The 15848-nt window shown below is 39.8% G+C and carries 15 protein-coding genes; 7 read left to right on the top strand and 8 right to left on the bottom strand.

Annotated elements, in window-relative coordinates:
* Positions 1-34 precede the first annotated feature (34 nt).
* Entirely contained in the window at positions 35-484 is a 450-nt protein-coding gene (locus JOD18_RS07520; RefSeq protein WP_204668339.1) for a GNAT family N-acetyltransferase, read from the bottom strand.
* Between the two features lie 246 nt (positions 485-730).
* Here JOD18_RS07520 and JOD18_RS07515 point away from each other — a divergent pair, with 246 nt between their 5' ends.
* Positions 731-1102 (top strand): glyoxalase superfamily protein, encoded by a 372-nt coding sequence (locus tag JOD18_RS07515; RefSeq protein ID WP_275582973.1) that lies wholly within the window; start codon positions 731-733, stop codon positions 1100-1102.
* Positions 1103-1202: 100 nt separating this feature from the next.
* A complete protein-coding gene (locus JOD18_RS07510) occupies positions 1203-2138 on the top strand; it encodes an AEC family transporter (RefSeq protein ID WP_204668337.1) in 936 nt (311 codons plus the stop codon).
* An 89-nt stretch (positions 2139-2227) separates the two neighbouring features.
* Here the strand turns inward: JOD18_RS07510 and JOD18_RS07505 are convergent, their stop codons facing one another.
* The 4 genes from JOD18_RS07505 to JOD18_RS07490 form a co-directional block, all read right to left on the bottom strand.
* Positions 2228-4816 (bottom strand): ABC transporter permease, encoded by a 2589-nt coding sequence (locus tag JOD18_RS07505; RefSeq protein WP_204668336.1) that lies wholly within the window; start codon positions 4814-4816, stop codon positions 2228-2230.
* The gene (locus JOD18_RS07500; RefSeq protein ID WP_204668335.1) at positions 4813-5496 is read right to left on the bottom strand and encodes an ABC transporter ATP-binding protein; all 684 of its coding nucleotides are present in this window, start codon (positions 5494-5496) and stop codon (positions 4813-4815) included. The genes JOD18_RS07505 and JOD18_RS07500 overlap by 4 nt, the downstream gene beginning before the upstream one ends.
* A 102-nt stretch (positions 5497-5598) precedes the next feature.
* On the bottom strand, positions 5599-6600 hold the full coding sequence (locus JOD18_RS07495; RefSeq protein WP_204668334.1) for a sensor histidine kinase: 1002 nt from the start codon (positions 6598-6600) through the stop codon (positions 5599-5601).
* On the bottom strand, positions 6587-7288 hold the full coding sequence (locus JOD18_RS07490; protein WP_204668333.1) for a response regulator transcription factor: 702 nt from the start codon (positions 7286-7288) through the stop codon (positions 6587-6589). The genes JOD18_RS07495 and JOD18_RS07490 overlap by 14 nt, the downstream gene beginning before the upstream one ends.
* 240 nt (positions 7289-7528) lie before the next feature.
* Here JOD18_RS07490 and JOD18_RS07485 point away from each other — a divergent pair, with 240 nt between their 5' ends.
* Together JOD18_RS07485 and JOD18_RS07480 are read left to right on the top strand one after the other, a co-directional pair.
* Positions 7529-8146, top strand: a complete 618-nt coding sequence (locus JOD18_RS07485; protein ID WP_204668332.1) for an NUDIX hydrolase — start codon at positions 7529-7531, stop codon at positions 8144-8146.
* A 33-nt stretch (positions 8147-8179) separates the two neighbouring features.
* Positions 8180-8638, top strand: coding sequence for an NUDIX hydrolase (locus tag JOD18_RS07480; protein WP_204668331.1), 459 nt, complete (start codon positions 8180-8182; stop codon positions 8636-8638).
* Positions 8639-8721: 83 nt separating this feature from the next.
* On the opposite strand, the gene JOD18_RS07475 is transcribed toward JOD18_RS07480, so the two are convergent.
* Complete coding sequence (locus JOD18_RS07475; RefSeq protein ID WP_204668330.1) at positions 8722-10242, bottom strand: Na+/H+ antiporter NhaC family protein; 1521 nt, start codon at positions 10240-10242, stop codon at positions 8722-8724.
* 277 nt (positions 10243-10519) lie between these two features.
* On the opposite strand from JOD18_RS07475, the gene JOD18_RS07470 reads away from it, so the two are divergent.
* The 3 genes from JOD18_RS07470 to JOD18_RS07460 are packed head-to-tail and all read left to right on the top strand — an operon-like array spanning position 10520 to position 13040.
* Positions 10520-11221, top strand: coding sequence for an ABC transporter ATP-binding protein (locus JOD18_RS07470; protein WP_204668329.1), 702 nt, complete (start codon positions 10520-10522; stop codon positions 11219-11221).
* Positions 11218-12387 carry an ABC transporter permease gene (locus JOD18_RS07465; protein WP_204668328.1) on the top strand — a complete coding sequence of 390 codons (1170 nt, stop codon included), beginning with the start codon at positions 11218-11220 and terminating at the stop codon, positions 12385-12387. Before JOD18_RS07470 ends, JOD18_RS07465 begins: the two co-directional genes overlap by 4 nt.
* Positions 12388-12398: 11 nt before the next feature.
* Entirely contained in the window at positions 12399-13040 is a 642-nt protein-coding gene (locus JOD18_RS07460) for a TetR/AcrR family transcriptional regulator (protein WP_204668327.1), read from the top strand.
* 118 nt (positions 13041-13158) lie between these two features.
* Here JOD18_RS07460 and JOD18_RS07455 read toward each other — a convergent pair whose 3' ends face one another.
* Together JOD18_RS07455 and JOD18_RS07450 are read right to left on the bottom strand one after the other, a co-directional pair.
* The gene (locus JOD18_RS07455) at positions 13159-15054 is read right to left on the bottom strand and encodes an ABC transporter permease (RefSeq protein ID WP_204668326.1); all 1896 of its coding nucleotides are present in this window, start codon (positions 15052-15054) and stop codon (positions 13159-13161) included.
* A complete protein-coding gene (locus JOD18_RS07450; RefSeq protein WP_204668325.1) occupies positions 15029-15793 on the bottom strand; it encodes an ABC transporter ATP-binding protein in 765 nt (254 codons plus the stop codon). The genes JOD18_RS07455 and JOD18_RS07450 overlap by 26 nt, the downstream gene beginning before the upstream one ends.
* Between the last annotated feature and the right edge of the window lie 55 nt (positions 15794-15848).

Below are 15848 nucleotides of genomic sequence, written 5' to 3'. Positions count from 1 at the left end.
TCCTTGTTATGGTCTCAAGAAACTAACGGATTCACTATAAATCCATCGATAACCGTATCATATCTACTACCTGAATCCCATTTTCCATAATGGGTTCTTCATAATGACGCAGAAAAAAATCACGATCAATCGAGGTTATACGAAAGCCGCACTTTTGATAAAGGGCTAGTTGAACTACTCCAGAATTTCCAGTACCGATTTCAATCGTATGCCAGCCTTGCTGACGTGCCGTGTCGATGGCATGTATGACCAGCTGCTTCCCAAGGCCTTTGCCCTGATAATCCGGCTCTACTGCGACATTGACGATTTCGACGGTATCTGGCCTTGTGGCTAATAAGACGTATACACCGATAATGACGCCTTCCTCTTCCATCACATAACATTGGCCTCGTTTGAGATACTGCAAAACTAACCGTTCAGATGGATCAGCCAATAATAATAATGACATCGGGATCGTTTCTTCTTTAGACAATCGTCTAATCATATCATCACTTCCTTGTTTTATGTTCCATCTTATCGTAAGAACTACTTGTTTCTTCCATAAAAATCACCTAGACTAGAAACAAGCTACTTATTATTTTATCATGCTGTTGATTTTTTGTGGCAAGAAAATCAAAGAAGTAAATGTTAGATAACCAGCCTAAAGCTTTTTCTAGGTATAAAGTGAACTATCATCATTATAATCTTACAGTGGTCAGCCCTGTAATAAAGTAACCGTGCCACAACAATAATGTATGGAAGGAAGCGTACCATGAATACTATACCTATTTTACGGATGTATGATGTTGATAAAACAAAGGAATTCTACCTTAATTTCTTAGATTTTTCTCTCAATTGGGAACATCGATTTGAAGAAGCTTTCCCGCTTTATATGCAAATCTCCTTACATGATTGCAGGCTTCATCTATCCGAGCATCATGGCGATTGTACATCAGGAAGCGCTGTAAGAATAGAGATAGATGATCTGACTGGTTATCATCAATTACTACAAGAAAAACACTATACCTATGCAAACCCTGGGATAGAATATCCCCCATGGGGCGGCAAGGAATTAACCGTTCATGATCCAGCAGGAAATCGACTTATATTCTATGAAAACTAACTATCCATTCAGCAATATAAAAGAATGAACAGTTTTTTCATAAATAATAGCGTCTTCTAAGACATGGTAAATTTGAACATATAACATAAGGGAGTTTGTCATGAGTATTACCACAGTTAGTTTAACCGTCTGTATGATGGGGATCATCATTCTCCTTGGTGTGATTATTGCCAGACGGATTCAGATTACATTTGAGGCTAAACAGCTATTTATGAGCGTGATTATTAATATAGCGGTTCCTTGTATTATCCTCAATGGTGTCTTTAACACAGAAATTAATGATACCTTATTAATGCAAGTATTAAAGATATTTCTTATCAGCGTTATCTTTAACTTATTAGCTATTGGATTTGCCTTAATTAGTGCTAAAATCCTTGACATTTCACTGGCAAAAGCCAAACAATTAGCGCTCCTGTCTGCTATTGGGAATACCGGATTTATTGGTATTCCGCTTTGTGCTGCCATCTTTGGGCCAGTTGGCGGCTTACTGGCAGCAGTATTTGATGCCGGGCTGGACGTGGTTGTCTTCTCGGTTGGGATTTATTTATTACAAAATCAAGGTGGTTTTCAATGGCGGCATTTAAAATCACTGATCAACATGCCTTTATTTGCTGTGAGTTTCGGATTGCTGTTTGCTGCCAGCGGACTTGACGCTCCAGCACTATTAAAAGAGTTAACAGCAATGTTATCAGGCTTAGCCGCACCGCTTGCTATGTTATATATCGGCTTCTTGCTTTTGCCCTTTTTTCAACGTAAACAAGCCTTATATTACCCTACATTATGGCTTCCCTTACTGCTGAAATTATTGGTTATTCCTATCAGTACCATAGTAGTATTATCGATTCTTCCCTTGGATATGATGATCAAACAGCTGCTAGTCCTATTAACCTGTATGCCAACTTTCACATTGGCTTCCGTATTATTCTCGCGTTATACCAGTAATGAACAGCAAGTAGTAATTACGACGGTAACATCTACGATTCTCTCATTGGCAACTATTCCGCTTATCTCATGGATATCTATCTGGCTGCTCTAATGATTTTGGAAAGAGGTTCACTTAGGCTTTCCATGTATGTATATCCAACCAAAAGAAAGCTATCTCCAGCAAAAGATAGCTTTCCCTTTTTAAATATTCTCTTGTCTTAATGTCTCGATAATATTATCTTTCTTAATTTTAGTGATAGAATATAACATCGCAACACCAACGATCACAAATACGGCTAAGATCACAACCCCTATGTAGATCCAAGGCAGGCTAAAACTGTATTCAAAGGCATGCTGGGTTTGCAGATGAATCAGATACATAATAACAATACTAATTGGTAAACCATACAGCAGTGATTTTACTCCATAAAAAATACTTTCAAACCGGATCATTTTGCGAAAAGCTTTCGGTGTCATACCAATCGACTTCATCGTAGCAAATTCCCGCTTACGCAATGCTACACTAGTTGAAATCGTATTGAAAATATTTGCGATCGAAATCAAGGTAATAAGTGTGATAAACCCATAAATAAAGATTGATAGGGCTAACGCCAATTGCTTATCTTGCTGTTGATAATAGTAGAGGTTGTGAACCCGCACCTCTTCTGCCGCTCCCAAGGCTTCAATATCCGCTTCTGTTTGCATCGGATCCGCAGAGGCTACATATAGTCTTGACATCACATCTGAATGATAAGAGAAGTCAGCTGCCAGTTGCTGCAATGCTTGTTCATTCATGATAAGAAATAAAGTGTTGACAGAAGGATAAAAAGTTCCCATTGGTAAGTTATCTGTCAGACCAATAAGTTCTAGTTCGCCATCATGGTGCACTTCCCATTCCTCTGTTTCTTCTTGATATACCTCAATATTCAGCGGAAGCTTATCTCCCGCTTTTACAGGCAACATATCTGTTTCTTCATATTTATTAGCGCTATTCATATAAGAAACGGTATTAACCAATACAGCTTCCGTACCATCTACAGAAGAATCTGAAATATTATTGTGACGAAGATACTCCTGCCAGTCCGATTCCTCCAGCCCGATCAACTGCATATTATACGAATAACCATCTTCTGTAACTTCATCTCCCCACTCACTTTCCTTCATCGCCTCTCCGGCAATCGCTTCCGGTATATAGCCAAGAAGGGAAAGCTGATCATACAATATCGCTTCTTGTACGTTATCCATTGCATCCACACTTTGGAGAATTTGTTCCAATGGTTCTTTTGTTGCCTCTAAGTCATTTAATTCCACCGAAATATCATAGTTCTGCTGGTCTGTTTGTAATTCAAATGACTTCATCAACGTACTGGTAAAAAAGCCAACCGATAAAAAGAGGATAATGCTGATCATCAACGAAAAGACGGTGACATGGTAGCGTTTTTTATTACGCTTTAAATTTTTCAAAGCAATATCAGCTTCATAGCCAAACAGTTTGCGTACCAGACGATTGGTTTTGACTGCCTTTTTCGTTAATTTTACATCCTTCGCTTGACGAATCGCATCAATCGCAGTGATCCTGGAGGCACGTAAAGCCGGTATAAAGGCAGAGATCATTATCGTTAAAAAGGAAATAACCACTGCTGTCACTATTGCTGGAACGGTCACGACTAAACGTAAATCTTCCCCCATTCCGGCTCCTTCCAGTAAGGGACTGACAAAATGAAGCGTAATCCCAATTCCCAGTAATCCAGCCGCTATCCCAATCGGAATACTGATAACACCGATTACTAACCCTTCAAATAAGACCGAGTTTCGTTTTTGGCTTTTAGTTGCACCGACACTGGCCAGCATCCCCAAATAACGCGACCGTTCTGATACAGAAATCGCAAAAGCATTGTAAATTAAGGCAATCGATCCAATCATCACAATCAACATAATAATCGTTAACAAGCCCGTCAAGTAGGCAACCATGCCCTGATTTAATGAAACCATATAGCTGTCTAATAAATTAGTATTTAAGGAATTTACAGACAAATCATTTGCAGCAGCAAGGGCCTCGACATCATCAAAAATGGCCTGTTTGACTTTTTTTACCTTGACCAACGCCTGATCAATCGTGGACAGAGACTGTTTATCAAGATAGGATACAAAACTTCTGCCCGGTGACCATTCACGGTCCCAAGACGGTTCTTCTATTTCTCCAACAATGGTAAAGATCCTCTCCTCTTGATTGCGTAACTCCTCACCTATTCCCCCATCTAGCGTTTCCAAGGGATATTCCTGATTTAATACTTGCCCTGCATATAACTCTTCATCTAATGCGTACCTCTCACCAACAGTCAGTTCTACAGTATCGCCAACCTGATAATCGTCCTTTAATGCTTCTGACATGACTGCTTCGTTTTCATTGGCGGGCAGTCTGCCACTGGTCAGTTTCACATGCATTTGTTCCATGGCGGCATCATCCATTGCTTGCACATAGACGTACGGCTGCACCAAATCATCATTGATAAGTGAAAAACCTATCTCATCCACAAGACCGACAGAATCAGTATTATCGTCTGATTGAATTGCCTTAAATTGCTCTGCATCTAGCGGCCCTGCCACACTATAGTGCCATTCTCCATATTCGGCCTTTGCCTCCCGCTGATTCATATCCATAAAAGACATACCTAATGCGGCTACTGCCGTAATCATGGCTACCGAAATAATCACACCAATAATCGTCACCATTGTTCTCCGCTTATTTTCCTTTAGGTGTCTAAGCGTTACTTTATTGACAATATTCATGGACGAATCACCTCGTCCTTAGCAAGCTGCCCATCTTCAATCGAGATGACCCGATCCGCCTGCAAGGCGATCCGATCATCATGGGTAATCACCACCAATGTCTGATTATAAGTTTTATTAAATAATTTCAGTAAATCTACAATTTCTTTACTGTTCTTACTGTCTAGGTTGCCTGTTGGTTCATCGGCAAGGATAATCGATGGATTGCTGATTAACGCCCGTCCGATCGATACACGCTGCTGCTGTCCGCCAGACAACTGATTAGGCAAATAATCCAACCGCTGCTGTAAGCCAAGAATATCGACTACTTCACGAAAATGTTTCTGATCTACTTGCTGCGCATCCAAGGCCATTGGCAGTGTAATATTTTCCTCCACAGTTAAAATGGGAAGAAGATTATAGAATTGATAAATTAAACCAATTTGCCGCCGGCGAAAGACTGCCATTTGCGTTTCATTTAAGGCATAAATGTCGGTATTATCAACAAATACCTTACCGTCTGTCGGCCGGTCCACTCCTCCTAAAAGATGGAGCAAGGTTGATTTTCCAGACCCCGATGGTCCGATAATAGCTACAAACTCCCCTTGTTTCACTGAAAAAGATACCTGATCTAACGCCTTAACCGCTGTATTCCCTTTTCCGTACATTTTAGACAAATTTTCTATCTTTAATATTTCCATTGCTTGATCCTCCTTATTGCATTCCTTGTTTCTTATCTTACTTGTCTAAAATGACGGTAGAGTGACAATTTTGGTGACAGTTTTGTCACTTTCCGCTGTTGTTCAAACAATCTGTTTATAAAATTTAATCAAAAAAGCAGTACCTTGATCGATTTGGCTGGTTACCTCGATATCCCCATGCTGATTAGTAATAATCGTATACGCCATCGCCAGTCCAATTCCTACACTGCCATCTGCCGCCTGATCCCCTTTATAGAAGCGTTGAAAAATATAAGGGAGATCGCGTTTAGCTATTCCTTTCCCATCGTCTCGGATCGTCAATTCTGTATACAAGGCATTCTCTTGGAAGTGGATGGTAATCATACCGCCTGTTGATGTATGTTCGATCGCATTTTTTAAAATATTAATACAGGCCTCTTTCGTCCAGTTTTTATCGCCGATAAAGGTAACGTCACGATCTCCTTCCACATGCAGTGCAATTTCTTTCAATTCCATCGGTATCTCCATTGGTGCAATGACGTCTGTTATCAATTCAGCCACGTATACCCTGTCTCTAGCAAAGGTTATCGTCCCGGCATCGATCTTAGACAATTTCAGTAAAGAAGAGACAAGCCAGTCCATCCGTTCTAATTGTTTGCGAATATTATGGGTGAATTCAAGCCGTTTTTTATCCGCCAAATGGGGGTCACTTAATAAATCAGCCATTACGGTCATAGATGTAAGTGGTGTCTTCAACTGATGGGAGATATCAGAAATAGCGTCTGTCAGTTTTCCTTTATCCTCTTGCAAAACTTCTTGCTGTTCTGACAGCATCCGTGTCATCTTATAGATATCATTCTTTAAGATACTTAGTTCTCCTTCACGATTATCACGCAAATCTAAAGACGTATCACCTGCCATGATCTGTCGTAAATATTGAGAAAGCTGAGTCATACGTCGATATCGCCAAATAAGCAGCAGCAGATAGCTGATAAAAAGGATACTGCCCGTGATAGCCACTATTATTGCTGCCATCGCTGAGATAAAAGTAGCGGCAATTATCCCGGCACTTAAAACAATAATTGTACTAATAAGGAATAATTGAATTTCTTTATTTCTTAACATCTTTGTCTACCATCCTATATCCCAGCCCGCGAACGGTTTGAATTATCACCGGTTGCTGGGCATTGTCTTCAATTTTTTGGCGGAGTCGTTTAATATACACCGTTAAGGTATTATCATTGACAAATTCACCCGCTACATCCCAAATCAGTTCCAACAATTGCTCTCGGGAAAGGATTTGCCCTCGATGGTTGATAAATATCATCAGCAGGCGATATTCTAACGCTGTTAATATCAGTTCCTCCTGATGTTTATACACTTTTCCCTCCAATGGGTGCACTTCTAATGAGTGAATGGTGATCACTTCTTGTGCTTGCGGTTTACTTTTTTGATAACGGCGTAACACGGTTTTAATGCGTGAGCTCAGTTCACGAATCCGAAATGGTTTGGTGATATAGTCATCTGCTCCCATATCAAGTCCCATTACGACATTTACTTCATCATCGACTACCGTTAGGAAAATAACCGGCACATCTGCCGTCTCTTTTACACGCCGGCATAAATCATAGCCGCTGCCGTCTGGCAGAGACAGATCAAATAAACAGAGAGAAATCGAATCCAGCTGCTGATCAATGATTTGGATTGCTTCTTGTACATTATGACATACCGTCACCTGGTATCCCTCTTGTGTTAAAGAATACTCTAACCCTGAGGCTATTGTTTGATCATCTTCTACAATTAATAATTTCATTGGTCAACCGCCTCCTGCTATCTTATCTATGGAATATTCGGACAAAGATCGTCAAGATGTAAGTCTCCGTTTATGATTATATCTGTTCAAAATCTAAGCTTTATGAGGGATAACAGACGCTAACACCTCACTAGTCTCCACAAGCATGAAGAATCTCCATAAAGACAATCTCACTTTATTATACAAACAAAGAAAAACACGTTACAATTACTATCATAACAGAAAAGGCGGTGAGGATGGATGGAACCAACATGGTTAACTTGGGCAAAAGAACTGCAATCCATTGCCCAATCAGGCTTAGCCTATTCAAAAGACGTTTATGATATCGAGCGGCTGGAACGAATTCGAGAGATTAGTACAGAGATACTGGCACATTATACGGAGCTTGACCATAAAACGATTAAGGAATTATTTGCCAATGAAACAGGCTATGCTACCCCTAAGGTAGATATTCGAGCCGTGGTCTTTCAAGAAGGAAAACTGCTATTGGTACAAGAGAAGGCAGATGGAAAATGGGCATTACCTGGCGGCTGGGGCGATATCGGCCTCACACCTAGTGAAGTAGCCGTGAAAGAAGTGAAGGAAGAAGCTGGCTTGGATGTCAAGGCAGCCAGACTGTTAGCCGTCTTGGATAAAAAGTGTCATCCACATCCCCCTTCTGCCTATCATACCTACAAAATATTGATCCAATGTGAGATAGTCAGTGGTCAAGCGGCACAAGGGCTGGAAACTAGTGCAGTCGATTTTTTTGCGGAAGATCAATTGCCGCCGCTTTCAGCTGGACGGAATACCGAGTCACAAATTCAGTTAGTTTTTGATTATGCAAATGATCCGGAAAAAGCAGTTTATTTTGATTAAGTGCAGAACAACATTATCACAAGGAGGATACAAATGCCGATTCTAACATGTGAAAATGGAAATGTGTTTATCAATTTTTCAGCTGTAAACGAAATTGATATTCCTAATCATTTAGGTGATATTCCGTTAACCCATTCTTTAATTGTAGCAAAATATCTGGGAAAATATCTTTTACTGTTTAACAAATGGCACAAATATTGGGAATTGGCTGGCGGTATGATCGATAAAGGTGAGTCTCCAAGAACATGTGCCGCCCGTGAGCTGTTGGAAGAAACAAATCAACGGATTCCAAACCTGCAATTCAAAGGCTTAATGAAATTCCAATTAGAGCCAGATGACCGCCTTGAATTTGGCGCCCTCTATAGCGGTGAGATTATCGAACTGCGGCCTTTTCAGGAAAATGAGGAAGCCGAGCAAATCGTATTCTGGGATCGTAAAAGTGATATCGGTTATATTGATGAAATTGATAAAAAGCTGCTGGAATATTACTAAAACCTGCTTCTATCCATGAAAAAAAAATGACGGTTTCCCTTTATTATAAGGATACCGTCATTTTTATATTCACCAACATTACTTTATGCCTCTGCACCAGTTCTGCCCTTAAATATTTTTGACAGCACCCACACGGCTAAAATAAGCAAAGCAATTACCAAGATAAGCGTCCAAACACTGCCTGTGATACCTGCTACAATAAAACCAATAAAGGCTATAATACCATTTACCAAGGCATATGGAAATTGTGTTTTCACGTGATCGATATGATCGGCTCCTGCCCCTGTGGAAGACAAAATGGTAGTATCTGAAATTGGTGAACTATGGTCCCCAAAAATGCCTCCTGACAGGACCGCACCAATACAGACTAGTAAATGAGCGTCCAGGGAGACAGCCATCGGAATAGCAAGCGGCAGCATAATTGCAAATGTGCCCCATGACGATCCAGATGCTAGGGAGACAATCGCTCCTACAATAAAGAGAATCGCCGGAATAATAAATGCTGGTACCCTTCCTTGCATAAGTTCGACAATAAAATTAGCTGTTCCCATCTCACCAATCACTGTACCAAGTGCCCAAGCCAGTACAAGTGTCACAATAACATAAACCATTTTTTGCATACCTGATGTGTAGATCTCAAAAATTTCCCCGAATTTCTTTAATTTAAAGATCAGCAATAATACAATGATAGATAGAGCGGCAAATAAATACGCCGTACTTAGTGATACCCTGAAATCATTACCGTCTACCGGCTGGAATGGAAAACCATGGGTAAACAATAGCCCAAACAATGTGATAAATAACACCAATAAAGGAAGCCAAATCAAAATAGCCCGGCTCTCTTCTGCAGCAGAATCAGTCTGTTTTTCTGCTCTTCTGAGCGGTTTAGCATCCTTCCAATATAGTTCTCCTGTTTCTTGCACCCTTCTTTCCGCTTTTGCCATTGGACCGAAATCCAGTTTTGAAAAAGCGATCAGAGGAACCATCGATACAGCCAAAATAGCATAGAATTGAAACGGAATGACTTGTACTAAAGTATCAAATTCAGAAGCTGTAATATTCAAATTATCAAATTCATTTTTGATCAATCCCATAATATAGACACCCCAGCCGATAAAAGGGACTAATACAGCAACAGGAGAGGAGGTTGAATCAATGATCCAAGCCAATTTCTCCCTCGATATCCTTGCCTTATCAAAGATCTTTTCAAAAACCGGACCAACGATCAAGGGTGTTCCAAGATCTGAGAAGAAGATAATAATACCGCCAATCCAGGCAGATACTTGCGCCTTCACCTTTGTATTAATAGCTTTTGCTGTTTTAGCGGCAAGTGCTGCACCTCCGCCTGACTTCTCCATCAGTGCAACAAAACCGCCAATAAAAAATAATAATACAAGCACAGCGGCATTATAGCTGTCTGCTACTTGCGGGAATAAAAAATTGCCGATTGTTTCTGTAGTTGCTTTTAAAGGATTGCCGCCAACGATAATTAACACGCCTGCATATACTCCTAAAAACAAGGAAACAATTACATTTTTCGTTATAATAGCCAGAATCACTGCCAACACTGGCGGGATAATGGAAAGCCACCCCATATGCTCCATCTCATTCTCTCCTTCAAATTTGTTCGATTATGTCATTTCTTCAGTATATGTAAAACCACTTAGAAAAACAAGCCCTATTATGGCAAACGGACCTCCATCATAAACAGGCCTAATTTGATCAAAACTAATTCATCTGGCAAATTTTTTAATCTGTTACAAACCAGCCGCTCTAATTTTGATAACTATCTGCCAAAAAAAGATTGCATTTCTAAATCTTTTCCATTAATATAATGAGTAAGCACTCACTCACCAAAAAAATGAAAGGAGTTTGTTCGATATGATCCATTTAAAAAACATATCCAAGCGTTTTGGTAAGCAGACCGTTTTACATGATATTTCGGTTGAAATAGCACCAAATCAAATTACCGGTTTACTCGGACCATCAGGCTCCGGGAAAACTACCTTGATCAAATGCTTAATGGGCATGGAAAAATATGATGCTGGTTTGATTACCATCAATGATGTGACAGTCCCTAATCGTAAACTTCTAAATAAGATTGGTTATATGGCACAAAGTGACTCACTTTATCATGACTTAACGGGAAAAGAAAATATCGAACTCTTTGCCCATATGTACGGGAAAAGAATCTCCAAAAAACATACGCAAGCTATCCTTGACTTAGTCCAACTTGACCAGGATAAGCATAAATTAGTGGAACACTATTCCGGCGGGATGAAACGACGTTTATCTTTGGCTATCACCTTCATTCATCAGCCTGAATTCTTAATTCTAGATGAACCAACAGTTGGTATTGACCCTGTTTTAAAAATGAATATTTGGGAGCAGTTACATGCCTTAAAGGAAAGCAGCACCCTCTTCATCACCACCCATATTATGGACGAAGCCATGAAATGTGATCAATTGTTATTAATGAAGAACCAAAGAATCGCAGCTAGTGGCAGTCCTCAGGAAATTTTAGAAACATATGGCGTGAGCGATATTGATCAAGTCTTCTTAAAGCTGGAGGGAGAAAAATGAGAACATTATTTATCATTAAGCGTATTTGTAAACAAGTTCTTCGTGATAAGCGTACACTTGCTTTATTGTTTCTCGCGCCTATCTTTGTGATTACACTGCTTAATTATATTTTCCCTGATCCGGATGATGAAGTAACAATTGCAACAGTCCATGTAGACCCTGATATCATCTCTGTATTAGAAGAAAACCAAGTAATTGTTCAAGAAGAAACGGATATTGATCCTAAAGCATATCTAGAAGCTGGTCATGCGAACGGAGTATTAGAAGAGAAGGACGGGGAATGGACACTTACCATCGTAAATGATAATCCCATCAATGAAGGACCCATATTACAGAAAAGTACGCAAGCAGTGATGGAACATAATATCAATGAACTAGTTGATCATATCGATGAAGCAGTAACCAAGATGAATGAATTTTCTGCTGGTATAGAAGACGTATTAACACAGCTCCCGCCAGAGATGCAGCCAGATTTGGACACTGCTCCAGATCTACAGACGGATACCGAGCTGGGTATTGAAGAAGAAGCCTTAACGGTAGACTATGTATATGGTGATGATCGCTATAGCTTTTTTAATATTATCAATCCCATCCTAGTCAGCTTCTTTGTCTTCTTCTTCGTATTTCTGATTGCTGGTATGGCGATGTTAAAAGAAAGAAGCAGTGGTACATTGGAAAAATTACTATCCACTCCGATTCGAAAGTCGGAACTAGTCTTTGGTTATTTATTTGGATATGGGATTTTCGCTGTGCTGCAGACGGCTGTGATTATCTTATTCTCGATTTATATTTTAGATATGGAAGTAGCCGGATCTATTATCGACATGTTTATCATCAATATCTTACTCAGCTTTGTGGCACTGGGACTTGGCTTATTACTATCTACATTTGTAAGAAGCGAGTTTCAAATGATGCAATTTATCCCATTAATTATTGTGCCTCAGATCTTCTTCTCTGGGATGTTAAAAATAGAATCGATGGAGGAATGGCTGCAATGGCTGGCACCCTTTATGCCGCTTTATCATGCCGGCAATGCCATGCTTGATGTCGTGCTAAAAGGGTTTCAGCTAAGTGAAATCACTGCTTCTTTGCTTATTTTAGTACTTTTTATTGTGATTTTTGTTACACTTAATATACTAGGTTTGAGACGTTATCGAAAAGTATAGAGGTGACCTGCATGAAATCAATTATTGAAATTATGGAAGAGAAATTACCCAATATCGACGATCTATCTGAAAAACAACAAGCTGTAGCCAGATCTGCCCTAATCCTATTTAGTCAAAAAGGATTTCATCAGACATCGACGAAAGATATTGCCAGCCATGCCAATGTTTCGGAAGGTACGGTATATAAACACTTTCAGAACAAGGAGAATTTATTATTTGGAATCATACTGCCCCTTTTCAAGGAGTTTGTCATTCCAGTTGTACTAGAAGACATGTATCAATCTACCGAGGCGGCCAATCAACATCCTTTCTATTCTTTATTAGAAAAGATTGTCCGGAATCGAATTGCCTTTGCCCAGCAAAACAAAGAAATCATCATGGTATTCGCGAGAGAAATCGTCTTTCGAGAAGAGTTTAAAAACTCGATGCATGACTTTATCTCAGTGAAAGCAACCGCAAAGTTTCAGCCGGTTATTCAAGCCTATATTGACAAAGGGGAACTTAAAAATATCGATCCAAGACAAATCACTTATTTCATTTTTGTCAATGTCTTTGGTACTGTTCTGCCAGCGCTTTTATTTGATAAAGAAATTACCGAAGCTACCATTCAACAATTGATTGACTTTATCCATGATGGATTGCGTCCGCGGTAATAGTTAATAAGGGGGAACTTCGTTCAGTATTTCTTGAAGTCGAAATCATACAACCAGTTACACAGCGATAACTGAAGAGCGGGCAACCCTCAGCTTGCCCACTCCATCATCCATTATGTTACTGCAGTGCCGCCTTGACCTGTTTCGTATAATAAAAACGGACAATAAAGAAATACACGATTTGAATAGCTGTGAAAAGACTAAGAACAGTAACAGATTCTATAAACAAGTTATAAAAAAATAAATGAGACAGTGCGGTAAGTGCTACGGCACCATGAATTAACGCGACAAGAATCGGCGCAAAAAAGAGAATCAATGTCTGGCGGTTCAGTACCTTCTTTAGTTCCTTTTCCGTCAAGCCCATCTTCGTTATCGCTTGAAACTTCCGCTTATCTTCATCCACATCTGAATACAGACGAAAATAGAGAAAACTTCCTGCCGATACGAAAAAGACAATTCCGATAAATAAACCTACAAACAAGATAGGGCCATATATCTTATTAAGTATATATTCTTGATAAGATACATTGGTAATAAATCCGCCGGTTACCTCCTGATCCAGTTTCTCTGAGGCTTCAACGGAAATACTCTCACCATTTCTTTCCTGCCAAGCATAATAGCTTTGTTCACTGGAAGGGACAGGCAAGTTCTCAAAGTCATGATCAGATACCACATAATAGTAATTCCCCGCAGATCCAGGCAGTACATCAGATTCGACTAGCTGATTGGGCTCTAGTTTACTCCCACCCTTCAGCTCCAGTGCAGCATTTTCTAGTACCTCTGCTTCACTGCTGCCAGCATGTTCATCTTCAAAGAGAATTAATCCTGTCCTAATCAACACAGGGGAGCCATCTGAGACATGGATTGTTTCCTGACTTAATAGGGCAGCAAAACGATTATAATCTGACTGCTTCGCAATCAAGACAAGTGATTGATCACTTTTTTCATAGTATCGCAGCTCTATTCTTTCCCCATCTGCTTCTAGCTGTTCCGCTTCTAATGTTTCTTCAATTAACGAGGCATTGGCTTCGCCACCATTTTCAGCATCTGTATACGTAATTGTATAGGGGGTCTGTTCCTTTGTTCCAGCTGTTAAATACGACTGAAAGCCATACAGGGAGCCAATCGCACAAAAGGCAACCGTCGAAATAATCGCAACCAAGAAAAAGGTTCTGGCATTATCCTTCATACGGAAAGAAAGATCAGAGAGCAATATCATATTGGTTTTATGCCAAAAGAATTGTTCCTGTTTCTTTAAGCGCCGGATAACAAATACACTTAACTGGGTAAATAGTAAATAAGTGCCGATAATGACTAGCAGAACAACTGGTAGCAGTGCCGCTACTACTTCTAATCCTTCGACAAGTAAAGCAATCGTATACCCTGTCCCAAGTAAAAGTACTGCAGATAAAGTTAGGAATAAGTTTGCCTTTGGTTCCCCTTTTGATTGCTTATCACCTTTGATAAGGTTGATCAATTTGCGGCTTCTTAAAATATAGGAAACAAATAAAGAAATCAGAAAAAACAACACGATAAAACTGCCAAACGTAAGCAGAATGGCTTGATTTGGAAAATAAAACGGCAGCTCATCATCAATAATCAGGACATTCTCCGCAATCAATAAGATTCCTTTAGCAAACACTAGTCCTCCAACGATACCGCCAAGTGTGGCAAAGAAGCCGATAAACATATTTTCCAGAAAAACCATTAAACGAATTTGTTTCATACTCATTCCCTGTATCATTAACAATCCGAATTCTTTCTTACGAGACTGCAAGAAGGAACTCATCGAATACAACACAAAGAAAAAGGAAAAGACATAGATAATGCCCGATGCCACATTCATCCCTATCGATACATAACCATTCATATTCTCCCCTGATAAAACAGGATGAAAGGCAAAAATCGAAAAAGTAAAAAACACCATAACCGTAAACAAACTCGTTAGAAAATAGGCGGCATATAACCTCTTATTCCGAATAACATTATTAAACGCGAACTGACGAAAGGTCATTTGCATCCCCTCCCATTAACGAGAGTGTATCAATAATCTTTTGGAAAAAGGCTTGACGATTGTCACCACGATGAATTTCAGAGTAGAATTTACCATCGCGAATAAAAACAACCCGATCACAATAGCTGGCAGCCTGAGCATCATGTGTAACTAACAGCATCGTCGTCTGTTCGTTTTGATTCAAGCTGGCCAGCATTTCCATTACATCTTTGGATGAACGGGAATCTAAGTTACCGGTTGGTTCATCGGCCAATAGTAATTGAGGCGAATGGATCATTGCTCTTGCCACCGCGGCTCGTTGTGCCTGGCCTCCGGATATTTCATAAGTTCTTTTCTTCATAATCTCGGTAATGCCCAGTTTATCTGCAAACTGGTAGGCCTTCTCTTTCATCTCTTTTACCTTCTTGCCATCCAATGTTAATGGCAGTACGATATTTTCCTCAACGGTCAAGGTATGCAGTAAATTAAAATCTTGAAAGACAAATCCTAATTCCCGTCGGCGAAATTTGGCTAAGTCTTCTTTTTTCAGAAGATGGGGATTCTCGCCATTAATCGTAACTTCTCCTGTTGTCGGCTCATCGATCGTGGCAATGATATTCAACAAGGTTGTCTTCCCACTTCCAGACGGGCCCATAATTCCGACAAACTCGTTATCTTCCACGGATAAATCAATATCTGTTAGTGCGCGATAGGTGAGCTTGCCTTCATATACCTTACTTACTTGCTTTACTTTTAACATGACAGAACTTCCTTTCGTTATTGTTCGATTTGTGCTTAGTATATCGCTATCTGCT

The sequence above is a fragment of the Gracilibacillus alcaliphilus genome, from assembly GCF_016909015.1.
Lineage (GTDB): Bacteria > Bacillota > Bacilli > Bacillales > Amphibacillaceae > Gracilibacillus > Gracilibacillus alcaliphilus.
The sequence above is the reverse complement of the archived record's forward strand: the minus strand, read 5'-3'. Positions and strand labels throughout refer to the sequence as shown.